The sequence below is a fragment of the Alkalinema sp. FACHB-956 genome, assembly GCF_014697025.1.
Classification (GTDB): Bacteria; Cyanobacteriota; Cyanobacteriia; order Leptolyngbyales; family Leptolyngbyaceae; genus Alkalinema.
On record NZ_JACJRC010000027.1, the window covers coordinates 47181 to 63899 of the forward strand.

Here is a 16719-nt window from a genome sequence, read left to right on the forward strand (position 1 = left end):
GCTCGTTCTCAACTTGACAATGTTTCTACCGTTTCTAAGTTTCTACTGCTTCTAAGTTTTTACCGCTTCTAAAAGTCTATGGATGCTTTGATGACTTGCAATAGCTGGGTATTGCCCTGCTCAAGACACAGTCGTTCTGAGGTTTGTAACTCTTGCAGAGCACTAGCCCGATCGCCCAGCCGACTGAGGGCCAAACCTTTGAAGTAAAAACCATGCTCATCCTGTTGATTAATGCTAGCAGATCTGCTGAGAGAATTGGTTTGTTGAAAGTCTCGCAATGCACCAGTAGTATCGTGGAGATCATATTTCGCATTAGCCCTTCCATAATAAGCCGATAAGTTTTGCTGATCCAGCTTAATAGCACGATCGAAATCTTCTAAGGCAGCGGAGTAATTTTGGGATTGGTAGTATATAGCTCCACGATTGTAATAGGCATTGGTGCTGGGATTGAGGTGAATAACCTGGGTGAAATCGTCGATCGCTTGCTCAATCTGGCCCACATAGCTATTGAGAGCTGCCCGCAAGAAGTAGAAAGTATCGATATTCGAATTAATCCGAATGGCTTGGTTAAAGTCTTCCAGGGCGTGATGGCAATATTGGGGTTCAGTTCTCCGCCAAAATGTATAGGTCACCCCCCGGAGAAAATAAAAAATAGCATTTTGAGGGTCAAGATCGATCGCTTGATTATAGTGCTGAATTGCTGTGGGATAATCACCCTGGTTGTGATAAGCCAACCCTAAGCTCTGGTAAGCGTGGACGCAATGGGGATCATGGGTCAGGGCTTGGGTAAAGCAATCGATCGCTGGATTATACTGCCCTCGGCGTTCCCATGCTTGGCCATCCATGACATGGGCTAAGGCGACCTGCTTCTTCACGTCCGCCTGGGATAGAAATGGAATGCTGAGGAGTTGCATGCCATCTGTGGGAACCTTAACACCGTCAATATTGGAATAGGTTGGAAATAAATTGCCAACAACAATCACAGCGTTAGCGATATAAAATATGAGTCCTGGAAAGAGTAGAGTATTACTAATATTTTTCAGCACGATCGTCTGTGGAAATTGCATCAAGCTGAAAATCATTACGGCATTGGCTAACGGCCCTGCTAGAATGACCAGAAAAAGTCGCGATCGATAAAAGGGAATCGATTTGTTAGAAAGAAGCGTAATTCCCCCAGTCAAGATCGTTTTAATTTCCCAAGGAAAACCTAGAAACTGAAATGTCCAGCGGGTTTTGCCGGTTCCAATCACAATTTTACTGACCTGCATTCCTACCAAATGCGCAGTCATGGCATGGCCTAACTCATGGGGGATGGTCATCAAGAAAATCATGACTTGAAATAGTAGAAAATTAGCCAAGACCCAAATGAGTGGAGACCGATGACCAAATTGAAATAGTACAAGAACAAATCCAGCGATCGCCGGTATCCACAACCAGTTGCTTAACCTGGATGCAATTTTCAAAGATGCAATTTTTAAACTAGGATTGATTGCGGGGATTGAAATCTGGTGCATTGGGATACCGGATTTGTAATATTAGGGCTTCAATCATTGCGATCGACAATCGAACTAACGACCTTTAATCCTGCTGACGACTTCTGTATGATGACTTCTGTGTGATGACTTCTGTATGACGACTTCTGTATACAGCGGATTTCCAACCTAGGTCATTGATCAATTTTAGTTCACAGCAAATTTGCGGTTTGGGCTAGTGAGGATTTCCTAAAACCGCTAGAATTGATCAGCTAATTTTGCAGCCCCAATTTGTTCAACGTTGGTTCAACCTGTGTGTCCTATGCCTGATCCTAAATCTGAGTCCATGGCGGATCAACAATTCAGCTTGTTTGATTGGAGCGGTACCCCAGCGCCGGAAAGTTCTGAAACGTCGGAATCCTCCGCTCAGCCATCAGCTAGCCAGTCGTCACAGGTCGTCCCCAGTTCTCTCCCGGTGACCTCGGTTCCCCCATCGTTTGATCCCAGCCAAATTCCGACCAGTGCGCGGGTGCAGATTCCAGTAGGTACCTATGGCTCCATGGCCGAAATCAAAGCCCATTGTTCTGAGTGCCATCGCTGCGAATTGGGCGCAACTCGGACGAATGCGGTGATTAGCCGAGGCAATCCCAATGCCCTATTGATGATTATTGGCGAAGGACCAGGGGAAAATGAAGATCTGACGGGACAGCCTTTTGTTGGCAAAGCAGGGCAATTGCTCGACAAGATTTTGGAATCGGTGCGGCTGACGGAGGACGATGTTTTTATCTGCAACATTGTGAAATGTCGGCCACCGGGCAATCGTAAGCCTACACGGGATGAAATGAACGCCTGTCGCCCCTATTTGATGGAACAAATTCGGCTTGTGGATCCGAAAATTATTATGATGGCAGGAGCCTCCGCGATCGAAGGACTGCTGAACGAGAAAAACGTCAAAATCACGCAGATTCGTGGGACTTGGCGGGACTGGGAAGGGCGATCCTGTATGCCCGTTTTTCACCCCTCCTATCTGTTACGTAATCCATCACGGGCCCAGGGAAGTCCCAAATGGCTGATGTGGCAGGATATTCAGGAAGTGCGACGGAAGTTGGATGAACTCAAGTCAGCCCTGTAATTCCTACCTGCTGAACTTTGCTGAACTTCTAGCCATCGATTAATTTCTAAAAACCAATTGCCGGGAATTGCTGGGCGACCTAGTCTGGAAATTTGATCGGCAATTGTAATTGCTGGGCGATCGCCTGGGTCAGGTGGGTAAACTGCTCAGACTCCGGTAAATGTTTCAGAATGGGGACAACCGTGTTCAAAATTGCCAGGAAGTAAGCCTTCAAGCGATTGCTACGGCGTTTATCCGGCTGATTCACTTCGATCGCGAGGTCTTCCAAGTAAACGGTGACCAGGTCTCGGCGGTTGGGGGGCAATGCTTCCAAAACCTGGGTCAGGGCAACGATGTGTTGCGCGAGGGTGTTGTAATCAGGGGTGTTGTAATCAGGGGTGTTGTAGTCAGGCGTGTTGTAATTTAAGCCACTCTCTAAACCGCTGGAATGAACGGTGGGATCGTTGCCGGATGGGGCATCGGGCGCGATCGTCGCAGTATGAGCAGGAGTCGCCGCTGTGGGATGCGCCGTAGGATGTACGGTGGGATGGGCCGCCTCTGTCGTGGATGGGGTAGATGGGGCAATGCCTGAAGCGCCGGCAGAATTGGCATTCGCTTGGGCTAGGGCCTGTTTGCCTTCAGAGGTGAGGTAAGCCCGAACAATTTGAAATTCACGGGTGAAATTGTCGTAGACTTTGGCGATTTTCAGGTAACCATCGTCGGACAGGGTGTTGAGGTAGTAGCTGAGCAACTGCATGGATGACCCAACGGCAGCGGCAATGTCCTCCCCCGTGATGTTGCCTGCATCAATGACCCGTAGAATTTTGATGTGTCGATCGTTGAGTACAGCCATAGGGTCACAGGAATCGGTAGATTTTCGAAGTGCTTATCTTGCAGCTTTTCAATGGTACTCAATTTTCCACCTAGATCAGGATTCTTTCTTGCGCGTAACGATTCTTGTGCGTAACGATTTTTGAGACAAAACCAGCAGCAGCGAACGATCGCACAAACAATACAAGGTCGGAAATGCATAAAAAAGCGGCCAGTGCAAATTCTGACCGCAGCAGGTGGGTTGAGGCAAGGCAAGGGAGGATAAACTCCCCTGTGATGCATTCAGACCCAAATTAATTGGCGTTCTGAGATTACTTGCTCCACTTGGGAACCATGTTTGTGGTTCCTGCATAAACAGCCAGATCTCCTAACTCATCTTCGATGCGTAGCAGGCGGTTGTACTTGGCAACGCGCTCACTCCGGCTCAGGGATCCAGTTTTGATCTGTCCCGCACGGGTAGCCACTGCGAGATCCGCGATCGTGGTGTCTTCGGTTTCCCCAGAACGGTGACTGATGATCGATCGGAAGCCATTGCGTGCCCCTAGGTCGATCGCTTGCAGGGTTTCCGTGAGCGAGCCGATTTGGTTGAGCTTAATCAGAATGGAATTGCCCGCTTTTTGGTCGATGCCTTTTTGCAAACGCTCGACGTTGGTTACGAACAGGTCATCCCCCACCAGTTGCACCCGACTGCCAATTTTCTCGGTCAGTGCTTGCCAGTTTTCCCAGTCTTCTTCTTGCAAGCCATCTTCGATCGAGACGATGGGATATTCCGTAGTCAGCTTAGCCAGGTAATCGATGGTTTCCCCCGGCGTGTGGGCTTTGCCATCGAAGTGGTATTGACCATCTTTGTAGAACTCACTGGAAGCTACATCCAGGGCGATCGCCACTTGCTCACCGGGCTTGTAACCGGCCTTTTCGATCGCAATCATCAACAGATCTAGGGCTGCTTGGTTAGAGGCGAGGTTGGGCGCAAATCCCCCTTCATCGCCCACCCCGGTCAGCGAGCCTTGATCTTTCAACACTTTGCTGAGGGCATGGAACACTTCAGCCCCCCACCGCAGTGCTTCCCGGAAGCTATCGGCTCCAACGGGGACAATCATGAATTCCTGGAAGTCTACGTTGTTATCTGCGTGGGCACCGCCGTTGATAACATTCATCAAGGGGACGGGCAGCAGATTAGCCAAAGGGCCGCCGAGGTAGCGGTAGAGGGGCAGTCCGAGACCCTCCGCAGCGGCTTTGGCCGTGGCTAGGGAAACGGCAAGAATGGCGTTGGCACCAACGTTTTTCTTGTTGGAGTCTGAGTCAAGGCCGATCATGAGGCGATCGACGAGTTCTTGATTCAGGGCATCAACGCCAATTAATTCAGGAGTAATGATAGTTTTAACGTTTTCGACGGCTTTGAGAACCCCCTTGCCGCCATAACGATTTGGGTCTTCATCACGTAGCTCGTGGGCTTCAAATGTACCGGTGGAAGCGCCGCTGGGTACCTGCGCTAGCCCTTTTGCCCCGTTGATGAGTTGGACTTCGGCTTCAATGGTGGGACGGCCTCGGGAGTCAAGGATCTCACGCGCAGAAATCATCTCGATCGCGGTATCTGACGCATCAAACATGTCTGGTAAACCTCTGAACTCAGCTTTTCGGTGGGTTAGGGAATTCTCTATGAACCATCGCTTAGGATACGACCTAATGGCCAGTTGGAAAAGAGTGCTGTTGGGGGATGGTTCGCTCTTGGGGGTGAAGGGACGCAGGGTGCAAGTATAGCGAGCGGGGCAAGGGGGGTTTGTTCGTGGTTGACAGTTAACCGATGGCAGTGATCCCAGGAGAAGCCCAAGAAGCTGCTGGACGTGGAAGCAGAGGCCGCTCGTTACAATAAAGCAGATGTCATTTGGAATGGTAGGAAACAGCTATGCGGTTATTGCACACAATGCTGCGGGTCGGCAATCTAGAGCGATCGCTCAAGTTCTACTGCGAAGTGTTGGGGATGAAGCTACTGCGACAAAAAGATTATCCCGGTGGCGAGTTTACCCTAGCGTTTATCGGCTACGGGGATGAAGCGGATCACACGGTGATTGAGCTGACCTACAACTGGGGACGGGAACAGTATGACCTGGGTGATGCTTACGGCCACATTGCGATCGGGGTGGATGATATCTATCAAACCTGTGAAGAAATTCGCTCTCGGGGGGGCAAGGTGACGCGGGAGCCGGGGCCTATGAAGCATGGTTCAACGGTCATTGCCTTTGTTGAGGATCCGGATGGGTACAAGGTAGAACTCATTCAGTTACGTCCCCAAGGGGCAGCCCAGGAAGCAGTGAGTGCTACGGCTTAGATCGCCTTAGATCAACTTAAGATCACCTTAGATCGACTGAAATCGCCACGATCGCGCTTGAGCATTCGGTTGATTACCAGTTGATGGCTAGTTAATTGCCGGTTAATTGCCAGTTGATTGCCAGTTGATTGCCAGTTGATTGTAAGCCTTGCAAACCATCCGATCCCCTGAAATCCCCCGCTCTCCTAGGGAGAGCCTACGCCGAAATAAAGGAGGAGTTTGAAAAAATTGAGTTCAATTCCCCCTGCTGTAGCTTTGCTTGTCCTAGGGGAGGAAGACTCGGGGGATCGGATCTGCCGTAGTCATGAATCAAATGGATCAATTGGATAGCATTACCCTTACTCTATGGGTGATGGCTGTACGAATCTATTGGGGGCAGTCATCAATGGGGGTTGAGGAATGCGGGTTGAGCGCCAGTTCCAGGGGAATGGTGATCCGGAATGTTGTCCCTTGACCGAGGGTGGAAATGCAGTCTAGGGTGCCCTGATGTTTCTCAGTCACAATCTGATAACTGATGGAAAGTCCCAGGCCCGTTCCTTGGCCCACAGGCTTGGTGGTGAAGAAGGGATCGAATAAATGGGCTTGAATGTGTTCTGGAATGCCCAGGCCATTGTCGCTGAATTGAATAATGGCGCGATCGTTGGCTAACTCGGTGTGGAGCTGAATGGCAGGTTGTGGACATTTGCCATGGTTATAGGCATCTTCCAGGGCATCGATCGCGTTGCTGAGAATGTTCATGAAGACTTGATTCAGCTGTCCTGCGTAGCACTGCACGGAGGGTAATACACCGTAGTGCTTCGTGACTAAAATTTCTGGGCGATCGGCCTTTGATTTGAGCCGGTTTTGTAGAATGACCAGCGTGTTGTCGAGTCCCTGGTGCAGATCAATTTCTTGTAATTCCGTATCATCTAATCGCGAGAAGTTCCGGAGGGATAGAACAATTTCTCGAATGCGATCGGCTCCCACCTTCATAGACGACAGGATTTGGGGTAAATCTTCCATTAAGTAAGCCAGATCGACTTCTTCCATGAAGGCGGCCAGTTCTGGAGTGGGGTTGGGATAGCTGGCTCTATAGTGCTGAATCACCCGCAGCAAGTCTTGGGCATATTCGCTGGTGTACTTCAGGTTGCCGTAGATAAAGTTGACTGGATTATTGATTTCGTGGGCAATCCCCGCCACTAATTGTCCTAAACTGGCCATCTTTTCGCTTTGCAGCATTTGGACTTGGAGGCGATTGAGCTGTTCTCGCAGATGTTCCAGCTCGATCGTGGCATGTTTGAGTTGGACTTCGGGGCTCAGCTGCCTGTCCAAAGGTTGACTCTCTTCTGCGGCTAAGTATTCGGGCAAAATGTACTCCGGCAAAACCTGCTCAGGCAAAATGTACTCGGGCAAAACCTGCTCGGGCAAAATGTTGGCGCTGGAGGAGGTAATTGTGCAAGTAGTCAACAAGTAGACCGGAGTACCGGAGTCGTTGCAAATTGGAATGGTGGTGCAGTTGAGCAACTGAGAAAGGCCCGTCGCTTGAGGTGTAACCAGCTGGGTGAACGCCACGGCCTTGTTTTGGCCTAGGGCTGTGCGATCGTACTCATTCAAAATTTCTGCTTGTTCAACGGGAAGCCAATCAATGGTTTTTTGTCCGACTAAGTCTGCCCGATCGCTGCGATCGCCGCCAAACAGGGTTGCCGCTATTTGGTTGACAGCCAAACATTTCAAGGTGTGCGTATCCTTGATCACGATCGCAGGTGTAACCATTTCTAACAGCGTTGCCAATAATTGGTTGATTTCTCCCTGATTACAACAATTTTGGCCTCCTTTGGCCACTGAGAACAATGGTGTTGCACAGGAATCAGAAACTAAAACCTCTGACATATAGCCTCATCTACGGCAGTGAGTGAGCAACGATGGAAGATCAACAAGGGAATCAGGCAGAGTAGAAGAATTGCGTTACATGACCCGATCGTGAGAAAAATCAATCCCTGAACTTCTGAAGATGGCAGAATGCTTCCCAAAAAAGACTTATTGAATTTAAAGCAGTAATAAAATCATTTTGTCAAGCAATCTCTAATCACGCTCTCATCACTGAAAATAGGCAATTTGACTTCCCTAGCGACTAAAATGAGCTGAAACGATCGGAGAACATGGTTTAAACCCCCATGATTGGGTAACTGCCATGACTGGGGTACCCGCTTGGAACTTAGGCTGTATGGGTTGAGCGCATAGGTCGTTTCAGCAATCCCCTAACAGGATTCAACACTTAAAAAGCGAGTTACTTAGACAGTGACCTACTTAAAAAGGGATTTACTTAAAAGTGACTTAAAATGCTTAACTTAAGGATAGAGTTCCACAAAAATTTCTAAAATAAACAATTGAACAACAAGAAATTAAACTTCCGTAAGCAATGACCGTCGCTCTTTTGAGTTCAGCGGATTCGAGTTCAGCGGATTCGTTAGGTGGATTGGTTCAACAACTTAGCTCGGTAACTTAGATCAGCAAATTAGCTAGATAAACAAGGTGAAAAAACGGGAAATTTTTTAAAAATTACTGCCTAACAGGAAGGAATCAGCAATCGGTTAATTATTTCAATTTCTATTCTCCAGTTAATGACCTATTTTTCGATCAAATTTTTCGATCAGAATAGGTACAAAATGACCCTAACAATGACCCTAGTGTTATTACCATTAGATCATAACAACAATAACTGGGGAAGATGCGATTGTCTAGCCTATCTTACCAGGGATAAATCGCCATGAGTAGAGCGAATCAGCCACCTGAAAAACGATCGCGATCACACTATAGTTGTGATCGCGATCGCATTCAAAAAGATTAGCGCATAGTTGACAATAGTTGCTTGAACAATCACGCAATTGCAGATGGCTCGATTGTATATCCAGCATTCCCGAATAGGTTAAACACAGCTCGGCTGCAAAATTTCTCCTGTTAGACTAAAAGGACGCACTTCTGTAATTTTGACCGGAACGATTTGCCCCTTGAGGGTTTGAATATCCCCCTTAAAGAAGGCAAGCCGGTTACCTCGGGTGCGGCCCATGACCTGGGTTGGGTCCTTAGGATTTTGATCCTCGACGAGCACTTCTTCCACCCGATCGAAATAACGTTGCGATCGCTCGGCGGCCTTTTGAGAGACAAGATGGTTCAACCGTTGCAGGCGATCGGCCTTGACCTCTTCGCTCAGTTGGTTGTCCCACAGGGCTGCGGGGGTGCCGGGGCGGGGGGAATAGGCGGCGGTGTTCAACAGGTCAAAGCCGATGTCATCCACGAGTTTCAGCGTATTTTGGAACTGCTCCTCCGTTTCTCCGGGAAACCCGACGATCGCGTCGGCACTGATGGCGGCATCGGGCATGTAGCTGCGGATGGTATCAATAATGCGGCGATATTTTTCCTGGGTGTAGCCACGGGACATGGCTTTGAGCACATCGTTATCCCCCGACTGGAAGGGAATGTGGAAGTGTTCACAGACCTTGGGTAACTCAGCGCAGGCTTTAATCAACCGTTCCGTGAAGTAGCGGGGGTGGCTAGTGGCAAAGCGGATGCGATCGATGCCGGGCACATCATGGACGAAGTAGAGCAAGTCGGTCAAGGTGTGCAGGTGCTGCCCATCGGGTTTGCTGCCGGGGAGATCGCGACCGTAGGCATCAATATTTTGTCCCAGGAGGGTCACTTCTTTATAACCTTGACGCCCCAGTTCTTCCATTTCAGCGCGGATGGCTTCGGGGGTACGGGATTGTTCCACCCCGCGCACACCGGGCACAACGCAGTAGGTACAGCGCTCGTTACAGCCGTAAATCACATTCACCCAAGCCGTGACCACACTATCCCGTCGGGGCTTGGTGATGTCTTCCATAATGTGCACAGGCTCGGTGGCCACCACCTGGCTACCGTTAAACACCTGCTCCAGCAGACTGTCGAGCTGGTTGGCATACTGCGGCCCCATGACTAGATCCAACTCTGGGACTCGTCGTAGGAGTTGTTCGCCCTCCTGCTGGGCCACGCAACCCGCCACAATCAGGGTGAGATTGGGCTGTTCCTGTTTGCGTTTGGCCTGCCTGCCAAGGTAGGAATAGACTTTCTGTTCAGCGTTATCGCGAATCGTACAGGTGTTGTAGAGAATCACATCGGCTTCATCGGGTTCCTCGACTGCTTCAAAGCCCATGGTTTCCAGAACGCCGGCCATGCGTTCGGAGTCGGCTTTGTTCATTTGGCAACCAAAGGTGGTGATGTGATAACGACGCGCCATTGCTGAAGAGGTTTCCTGGTTAGAGGTCAGTCCCCTATTTTAGGCAATTTTGTGGGCGATCGCTTAGGCAACTTGCAGGGGATAGGAATAATTTTGGGGGATAGGCAAGGCTAACCCACAGTCTTCGAGGTGCTCAATCAAGACGTGGAGGGCTTGTTGTCCCTGGTGGGCTGCCTCTGCAAAGGTGCGACCTGTGGCACAGGGTTGGTGAACAACGCCTGCAAAATCAGGCAAAAAGACGACGTAGCTTTGTTGTAAAGCAGACCATTGGATAACCATCGTGTAGGGATTGTGCATAGGTGGAGCCAATTCAGCGGTGGATTGGGCGATCGCTCAGTGCATGAAGATTGTGACTAAGCCAGAGTGATTCAGCTATAGCCATTTCGCTATGGCTTATTTACTGTTTCCTTCAGCCGTTTGGGGGGATTATCCGGCTCGTTCGCTACGAAATCTAAGAAAATCAGCACTCCCACGGACAGCTCAACTGTATTTTGGTGAGCTTTTGTGAAGTTGGCAAAATTTTCTGTAAAGGATGTAAAAATATCTAGCAGGTAACGCAAGTAATTTTTCGTAGGCTAATTAAATTTAGCTGAAAAATAATCAGGAAAATCAACTCGACGTTAAAGCGCGAGACTGAAGCGCTAGGTGGCTGGGAAGGTAAGCACAGGTGGCTGGGAAGGTAAGCACAGGTGGCTGGGGCCGTGGCTGGTGAACAGGGTGCGATCGCGATTGACGAATGGATTGTTAAATCACCATTTGGAGGCATTCCCATGATCGATCAATTAGATTTTTGCCAACGAAAATATTTTCGGGCTCAACCTTGGAAGCTGTGGTTGGCTGGCTGGACGATCGGAGGCTGTTTGTTGGGTTTGGTGACGGGTGCCCAGGCTGCGACCTACACGCTGTACGACGGAGCGAAAAATACTGCGCCCGGTAGTCAGGGTTGGATAACGGTGCTCAATGGTGCAACGCAAACTGTGGGTGGTGGGGCCACAGTGTTGAATACGACCGTGGGCGGTAATGCAACCCAGGCAGGCTATTCCCGGTTCTCCCAGCCCTTTGCCCTCGATCGTAATGCGGGATATACGCTAGGGATTGATGTGCAGTTGTTGACAGAATCCCACGCCTCGAAGGATCGGGCTGGGTTGAGTGTGACCATTTTAGGGGTCGATCGGTGGGGTGTAGAGTTGGCCTTTTGGGCAAGTGACCCGACGATCACCGATCGACTCTGGGTGCAGAATGATGGTCGTGTAGCGGGCAAACCTTTGTTTACCCATGGGGAGGGCACGTCGTTTAATCCCACGGGGACAGTGGTGCATTATGACTTAGCGATTCGGGGCAATACCTATCGGTTGTTTGCCAAGCGTAACTACAGCACACCGATTTTGACGGGGACTGTAAAAAACTACTCAGTCTTTGGGTTTCCCTATAACAGTTCTAATTTTCTATTTGTGGGAGATAATACTAAGTCGGCCAGTGGTTCGTTCAAATTGGTCAAAGTTGAACTCTCGAATCAAGCGATCGGGTTTTAAGCGGCGGGTGGAGTGGGGGTTGAGCGATCGTGGAGCCATGCGGAGTAAACCCCCAAGCCGATAGCGCTGAGGTAAATGATGCTACCGATGGCGAAAAATAAGTTGCCAATCAGTTGATCGAGTTGGAGGAGTCCCAGATCCTCCAACAACGTATTCCAATCGTGTAAAACCCCTTCTCCACCCAACAGGGGCAATTCCATCGCGCTAGCATCTTTTATGTAAATGGAAACATCCCAGAAATTTTCGCCCACCCAAGCGAGGGCGATCGCGCTGGAGAAGCGTTGTCCTGTGATAAAAAAGTAGCCACTGATAAGAGCAGGAATTAAAATCTGGTTCAGGGAGCCCCCTAGTACATGCATAAATGAACCAAACAACATAAAAATGATATGTCCAGCTTCATGGAAAATTAGATTTACACCATGGATAAACATCATGATGCGATTGCTGCCTTCCATGAAATCGATGACGTTATAACTGCGACTTCCCAACAGGCCATAGAGTGCGACCAGTCCGATGATACCTAGCTTGAATCGATCAAAATGAGCCTGCAGAAAGGGCCACCACTGTCTGGGCTGTGGTTTTTGGGTCATCCACTGATGCAGGGATAAGGGCGATCGCAGGGGGAGACGTGGCTTGGAAGGAGATGGGCGAGCAGTCGTGCGGAGATCGACAGGTTTGGATGCAGAGTGGGTGGACTGCTTGGCGTGCGCGTGACCCAGCGGGGGCGTGGGGCTTAAGGGAAAGGTTTCCACCCAGAGGGGCGCGGGGGCATTGGGGGGCAAGGCCACAACCCGCACCTGCTGAATGAGGGGTTTGCCGATGGGTTGTAAGCTGTGGTGGATGGTGGTGATGGCAAAGGGGCGTGGGGTGGCGCGCCGGAGCATTACCTGAAGTTTGCCCTGCTTTAAATGCACGGTAATCTCCGAGGGCTTCATTTTCAAAGCTTGGCTGAGCAGTTGTCCGATCGCGATCGGATCACCCTGACGGGCTTGGAGGAGGAGATCGATCTGCTTCATGGGTGGAGGCCAGAGGACATTCAGGAATTGATCTAAAACGGACTGCGTCTAAACAGGATGACTGCGCTGGGTCTAGCATTCCCACTAGATGTGAGATGCCATCAAACGTGTGAGATGCCATCAGGCGAATGGCATGGCGAACCTCATCCGGAGCTCGTTTTATGGCTGGGGTTCAGAGGGCAAAAAGAGACTAAAAATCGAGCCATTGGGCACATTGTCGGTGACTGAAATCTGTCCCCCATGGGCTTCGACGATCGTTTTGCAAAATGCAAGGCCCAGCCCCAATTGCCGAGCCCCAACCACTAATTCGCCCACTTCGTATTTTTCAAAAATCGCTTGACGCTTATCGGGGGAGACCCCTGATCCGGTATCAGCAATGTGAATGAGAACCCCCTCCGCGCCCTGCAATTCCAGCTTGGCGGAAATCTGACCTTGTTTATAGGAGAACTTGAGGGCATTGGACAACAGATTATCCAGTACCCGCCGCATTAAACTGGCGTCTAACAAGACTTCGATCGGATGATTGGGAAATTCTTGGTGCAGTTCGATTTGTTTGGCCTCTAGGGTGGGGGCGAAATCCTTAAGGGCATCCTGGGCCATCGCCACGAGATCGACCTTAGTACGGGTTAGCACCAACCGATCTGCCTCGCATTTCCCCAGCAGCAGCACATCATCAATCAAATGGGCTAAGCGATCGGTGGCATCATTGAGTCGAACTACGTTGCGGCGTAAAAAGTCTGGTAACTCTGCCGATGCCAGCACATCCCCTGCAAACATGATGATCGCGAGGGGATTGCGCAGATCATGGACAATCGTATAGGTCATGTCCTCCCGTAGTTGCAAGATGTTGTGCAAGCGATCGTACTGTTGCTTAATGCGCAGCATCGACTTGACCCGCGCAGTCAACTCCACACCATTGACGGGCTTACTGACAAAATCGTCGGCCCCGGCAGCCAAACACCGGGCGAGATCTTCCTTGGAAGTCAAGGCGGTCACCATGACGATCGGTACCGCGCGCCATTTCGGATCGGCCTTGATTTTACGGCAGACTTCAATGCCATTCATTTGCGGCATCATGACATCCAGGAGAATGACATCCGGTTGCACATTGTCGAGCCGATCGAGGGCACGCTGACCGCTCTGGGCATAGTGAAACTGATAACCTTCCTGATATAACAGGGTTTCAATCACATCAAAGTTATCAGGTTCATCATCCACAACAAAAATGCAAGGTTGTCTATCCATTCAAAGGTTGCTCCCTGGAAGCGATTAAAAGAGATTGAATTTTTTCGGCGAGAAACTTAAGGGGGATTGGTAAAATTAAATAATCATCGACAGGGAGCTGTTCTGGACTGAACTCATGGGATAAGGGGATCTCTGAAAGCGCTAACATTGGAACTTGGCCCAGGTTGGGTTGTTTGCGAATCTGATGGAGCATTGCCATAGTTGGCACATCCATTCGTCGCAAATGGATCAAAATCAATTGGGGCGCACGGAGTTGTGTGAGTTCGATCGCAGCAACACTGGTCTGCGCAGGAATGATTTGATACCCTCGACTTTCCAAATAACTGGTCATGGTGTCTATGCTAGCAGGACGATCGTCCACGAGCAAAATTCGTGTGTCTTGAAGTTTGTGGGCTGGATGCAGATCCGCCGCTAGCAAAGACAAGGGGATGGGCGGCAGAGAGTCTGTTGCTCTACCATCCAACGGGCAGGGCAAGTGGTGGGGCAAACGCATCGTAAAACAACTGCCGACCCCGAGTTCGCTCCGCACCTGAACTTGGCCTTGGTGCAGATCGACGATACGTTTGACGAGGGCTAATCCTAGCCCTGTGCCCGGATACTGTCGGCTCAAATCACTGTCAATTTGCACAAAGGAACGAAACAATTTGGGGATGTTCTCTGGTGCAATGCCAATCCCTGTATCTTGTACCGAAAATTCAACCCAACCGCAGTGGGCTTGGCTCGATGCGGGGAAGGAAACCGTGTCGGATTTAGTATTGCCTAAGCCGTTATTGCCTAAGCCGTCATTGCCTAAGCCGTTATCGCCTAAGCCGTCATTGCCTGAGTAGTTAACCGATAAAGCAATAGAACCGCCTTCTGGAGTGAATTTCACAGCATTGTTGAGTAAACTCACGAGGACTTGTTGCAGTCGTTGTTCATCCGCGACGATCGTGGAAATAACCGATGCGATGGTTAAACTCAGGTGTAATTGCTTTTGGTGTGCCAGGGCGTATACGGATGCAAGACTGGTTTCACAGATCTGGCGGACATTGACCTTGGTGGGGGCTAGCGTCAATTGCCCTGCTTCAATCATGGCCAAGTCCAAAATGTCATTAACCAGCGCCAGGAGTTGTTGCCCACTCTGGGTAATGGTGTGCATGGGGTGGATCTGACGATCGGTCAAGGGGCCAAAGATGCCATCGAGAAGGCCCTCAGTCATCCCCAAGATGGCATTCAGGGGAGTCCGAAATTCATGGCTCATATTAGCCAGGAACTCATCCTTGAGGCGATTGGCCGCAGCCAACTGGGCGTTTGTCTGGATGAGTTGGTCGTTAATGGCTTGCAATTCCTGGGTGCGTTGTTTAACCGTAGCCTCCAGTTGGGTATTCAGGGTTTGCAAATTTTGCACGAGTAAGGCTTGACGAATGGCGATCGCCATTTGAGTGGCCAATTGTTCCAGCAATTCAATCTCCCAAGATTGCCACAGTCGAGGTTGATCACACTGGTGGGCAATTAACAATCCCCAGAGATAGCTATGGGATAGGTTTAGGGTCTCATCTTCGGGGTCAAAAGTTTCCTGGGCCACTAGGATGGGAACCACTAAATTGGCCCGCACTTGCAAGCGCTCCAGCATTGCAACATGACAATCTGAGAGATCGGCTTGATAAATATCGGTGATGGCGCTGGTGGTTTCCTGGGGATTAAACTGATTGCGTTTTGCTTGCAGGCAGGTATCGGTCATGTAGTCATTCAGGGAAGAAATGTAGGCTGGAATGACCGCTTCAGCCACAATCTGACCACTGCTATCTGCTTGGAATTGATAAATTAAGACCCGATCGGCCTTGAGGGTTTGCCGGACTGCCTGCACGGTCGTGGTTAAAATTTCTTGAAAATCCAAAGAACGCCGCACCCGTAGGGCAATCTCGTTCAAGAGATGGCGATTATCATTTTCCTTTTGGAGATTCCGCAACAAGGTCATCCGTTCCAACACTTGGTGGGCGGTGCGGCACAGTTTAGCGGGGGTGAGGAGGCGTTTGGCGAGATAGTCTTGGGCCCCGCTTTTCATGGCTTGTACGGCTACCCGTTCATCCCCCTGTCCAGTCAGGATAATGACGGGTAAGGGCGAATTGCCAAATTCTCTGCGCCAACCATTGAGGACTTCAATGCCATCCCCATCGGGCATCGCAAAATCTAAAAGGACTAAATCGGGTTGGTGAAGACGGTATAACTCACTGCCTTGGGTGATGGAAGCGGCTTCTAAAAATTCATAGTGGTAGCGATCGTCCTGATTTAAATAACTCCGGCAAATTTGACGATCTGCTGAGGCGTCATCAATCAGTAGAACAACTTTAGAGGTTTCCATGGAGCTTCTCCTGACCATGGGAGAAGGGGTAATACAAGCTAGGAGTCAGGATAAGGTTAAATCTAGCTTCTTGAAGCATAGTGGCATCACTCTTTTCTTCTCCTATCAGTCATCCTAACCTGATTCTCTGAGAAAATTTAAGTTTTCCAGGCAACTTCGACTCTCTCTTCAGCCTACCCCTTCATGGCACCAAAGTAGATGACAGGATGTTGGTTTTTGAGTCTGTTTTTTAGGAATATATCGTTTTATTGATGTTTTGCAGTAACTACTCAGGCTGAGGTTCAAGCGACACAGGATGTCCCGAGAACAATGCAACGAGAGCCTCTAAAAGATTGATATGCTGCTTGCGCAAGGTGGATAAATAGCCCCGAATACGACAGAACATGCGAGCCCCGTCCTCAGAGCGGAAGCAACCCGATATTTTCTGCTTGAGTTTCATCATGCGCAGATCGCGTTCGGCTTGGTTGTTATCAAAGGGGACTTCAAAGTCATGCATGAATCCAAGAACCGCCGCTTGTTGAGAGCGTAAGCGCTCGAGCAAATTAAGCGGTGGAGGATGCTGCGGACGGCCTCGTTTTTTCGGTGCATCC

At 49.9% G+C, this 16719-nt stretch carries 13 protein-coding genes; 3 read left to right on the plus strand and 10 right to left on the minus strand.

The genetic code is table 11. From position 1 onward, the window contains the following. Window positions 1-68: 68 nt before the first annotated feature. Complete coding sequence (locus H6G21_RS20895) at window positions 69-1514, minus strand: M50 family metallopeptidase (protein WP_277875321.1); 1446 nt, start codon at window positions 1512-1514, stop codon at window positions 69-71. Window positions 1515-1794: 280 nt separating this feature from the next. Between H6G21_RS20895 and H6G21_RS20900 the strand changes: the two genes are divergently transcribed. Beyond that, a complete protein-coding gene (locus H6G21_RS20900; protein WP_242041982.1) occupies window positions 1795-2604 on the plus strand; it encodes a uracil-DNA glycosylase in 810 nt (269 codons plus the stop codon). A gap of 79 nt (window positions 2605-2683) precedes the next feature. Here H6G21_RS20900 and H6G21_RS20905 read toward each other — a convergent pair whose 3' ends face one another. Together H6G21_RS20905 and eno are read right to left on the minus strand one after the other, a co-directional pair. Further along, window positions 2684-3436 carry a hypothetical protein gene (locus tag H6G21_RS20905; protein ID WP_190575555.1) on the minus strand — a complete coding sequence of 251 codons (753 nt, stop codon included), beginning with the start codon at window positions 3434-3436 and terminating at the stop codon, window positions 2684-2686. A 289-nt stretch (window positions 3437-3725) separates the two neighbouring features. After that, window positions 3726-5024, minus strand: a complete 1299-nt coding sequence (eno, locus tag H6G21_RS20910; RefSeq protein ID WP_190575558.1) for a phosphopyruvate hydratase — start codon at window positions 5022-5024, stop codon at window positions 3726-3728. A gap of 296 nt (window positions 5025-5320) precedes the next feature. Between eno and gloA the strand changes: the two genes are divergently transcribed. Further along, on the plus strand, window positions 5321-5743 hold the full coding sequence (gloA, locus tag H6G21_RS20915; protein WP_190575560.1) for a lactoylglutathione lyase: 423 nt from the start codon (window positions 5321-5323) through the stop codon (window positions 5741-5743). A gap of 366 nt (window positions 5744-6109) precedes the next feature. Here gloA and H6G21_RS20920 read toward each other — a convergent pair whose 3' ends face one another. The 3 genes from H6G21_RS20920 to H6G21_RS20930 all read right to left on the minus strand — a co-directional run bounded on the left by H6G21_RS20920 (window position 6110) and on the right by H6G21_RS20930 (window position 10292). Further along, a complete protein-coding gene (locus H6G21_RS20920; RefSeq protein WP_190575562.1) occupies window positions 6110-7612 on the minus strand; it encodes an ATP-binding protein in 1503 nt (500 codons plus the stop codon). A 1036-nt stretch (window positions 7613-8648) separates the two neighbouring features. After that, a complete protein-coding gene (gene miaB / locus H6G21_RS20925; RefSeq protein ID WP_190575564.1) occupies window positions 8649-9995 on the minus strand; it encodes a tRNA (N6-isopentenyl adenosine(37)-C2)-methylthiotransferase MiaB in 1347 nt (448 codons plus the stop codon). A 63-nt stretch (window positions 9996-10058) separates the two neighbouring features. Beyond that, the gene (locus H6G21_RS20930; RefSeq protein ID WP_190575566.1) at window positions 10059-10292 is read right to left on the minus strand and encodes a type II toxin-antitoxin system HicB family antitoxin; all 234 of its coding nucleotides are present in this window, start codon (window positions 10290-10292) and stop codon (window positions 10059-10061) included. 404 nt (window positions 10293-10696) lie between these two features. On the opposite strand from H6G21_RS20930, the gene H6G21_RS20935 reads away from it, so the two are divergent. Further along, window positions 10697-11527, plus strand: a complete 831-nt coding sequence (locus H6G21_RS20935) for a hypothetical protein (protein WP_190575568.1) — start codon at window positions 10697-10699, stop codon at window positions 11525-11527. Here H6G21_RS20935 and H6G21_RS20940 read toward each other — a convergent pair. From H6G21_RS20940 to H6G21_RS20955, 4 genes are all read right to left on the minus strand, one after another. Then, entirely contained in the window at window positions 11524-12543 is a 1020-nt protein-coding gene (locus tag H6G21_RS20940; RefSeq protein ID WP_190575570.1) for a hypothetical protein, read from the minus strand. The two genes, H6G21_RS20935 and H6G21_RS20940, sit on opposite strands and share 4 nt — an antisense overlap. 159 nt (window positions 12544-12702) lie before the next feature. Beyond that, window positions 12703-13788 carry a hybrid sensor histidine kinase/response regulator gene (locus H6G21_RS20945; protein ID WP_190575572.1) on the minus strand — a complete coding sequence of 362 codons (1086 nt, stop codon included), beginning with the start codon at window positions 13786-13788 and terminating at the stop codon, window positions 12703-12705. After that, on the minus strand, window positions 13781-16129 hold the full coding sequence (locus tag H6G21_RS20950) for a response regulator (protein ID WP_190575574.1): 2349 nt from the start codon (window positions 16127-16129) through the stop codon (window positions 13781-13783). The genes H6G21_RS20945 and H6G21_RS20950 overlap by 8 nt, the downstream gene beginning before the upstream one ends. Window positions 16130-16394: 265 nt before the next feature. Continuing rightward, window positions 16395-16719: transposase (locus H6G21_RS20955; RefSeq protein WP_190575576.1), on the minus strand; the 325-nt coding region annotated here is incomplete at its 5' end.

Coding starts and splice junctions, on each gene's coding strand:
- H6G21_RS20950 (WP_190575574.1), bottom strand. CDS start 16,129: ATGGAAACCTCTAAAGTTGTTCTACTGATTGATGACGCCTCAGCAGAT.
- H6G21_RS20945 (WP_190575572.1), bottom strand. CDS start 13,788: ATGGATAGACAACCTTGCATTTTTGTTGTGGATGATGAACCTGATAAC.
- eno (WP_190575558.1), bottom strand. CDS start 5,024: ATGTTTGATGCGTCAGATACCGCGATCGAGATGATTTCTGCGCGTGAG.
- gloA (WP_190575560.1), top strand. CDS start 5,321: ATGCGGTTATTGCACACAATGCTGCGGGTCGGCAATCTAGAGCGATCG.
- H6G21_RS20930 (WP_190575566.1), bottom strand. CDS start 10,292: ATGCACAATCCCTACACGATGGTTATCCAATGGTCTGCTTTACAACAA.
- H6G21_RS20940 (WP_190575570.1), bottom strand. CDS start 12,543: ATGAAGCAGATCGATCTCCTCCTCCAAGCCCGTCAGGGTGATCCGATC.
- H6G21_RS20895 (WP_277875321.1), bottom strand. CDS start 1,514: ATGCACCAGATTTCAATCCCCGCAATCAATCCTAGTTTAAAAATTGCA.
- H6G21_RS20905 (WP_190575555.1), bottom strand. CDS start 3,436: ATGGCTGTACTCAACGATCGACACATCAAAATTCTACGGGTCATTGAT.
- miaB (WP_190575564.1), bottom strand. CDS start 9,995: ATGGCGCGTCGTTATCACATCACCACCTTTGGTTGCCAAATGAACAAA.
- H6G21_RS20920 (WP_190575562.1), bottom strand. CDS start 7,612: ATGTCAGAGGTTTTAGTTTCTGATTCCTGTGCAACACCATTGTTCTCA.
- H6G21_RS20900 (WP_242041982.1), top strand. CDS start 1,795: ATGCCTGATCCTAAATCTGAGTCCATGGCGGATCAACAATTCAGCTTG.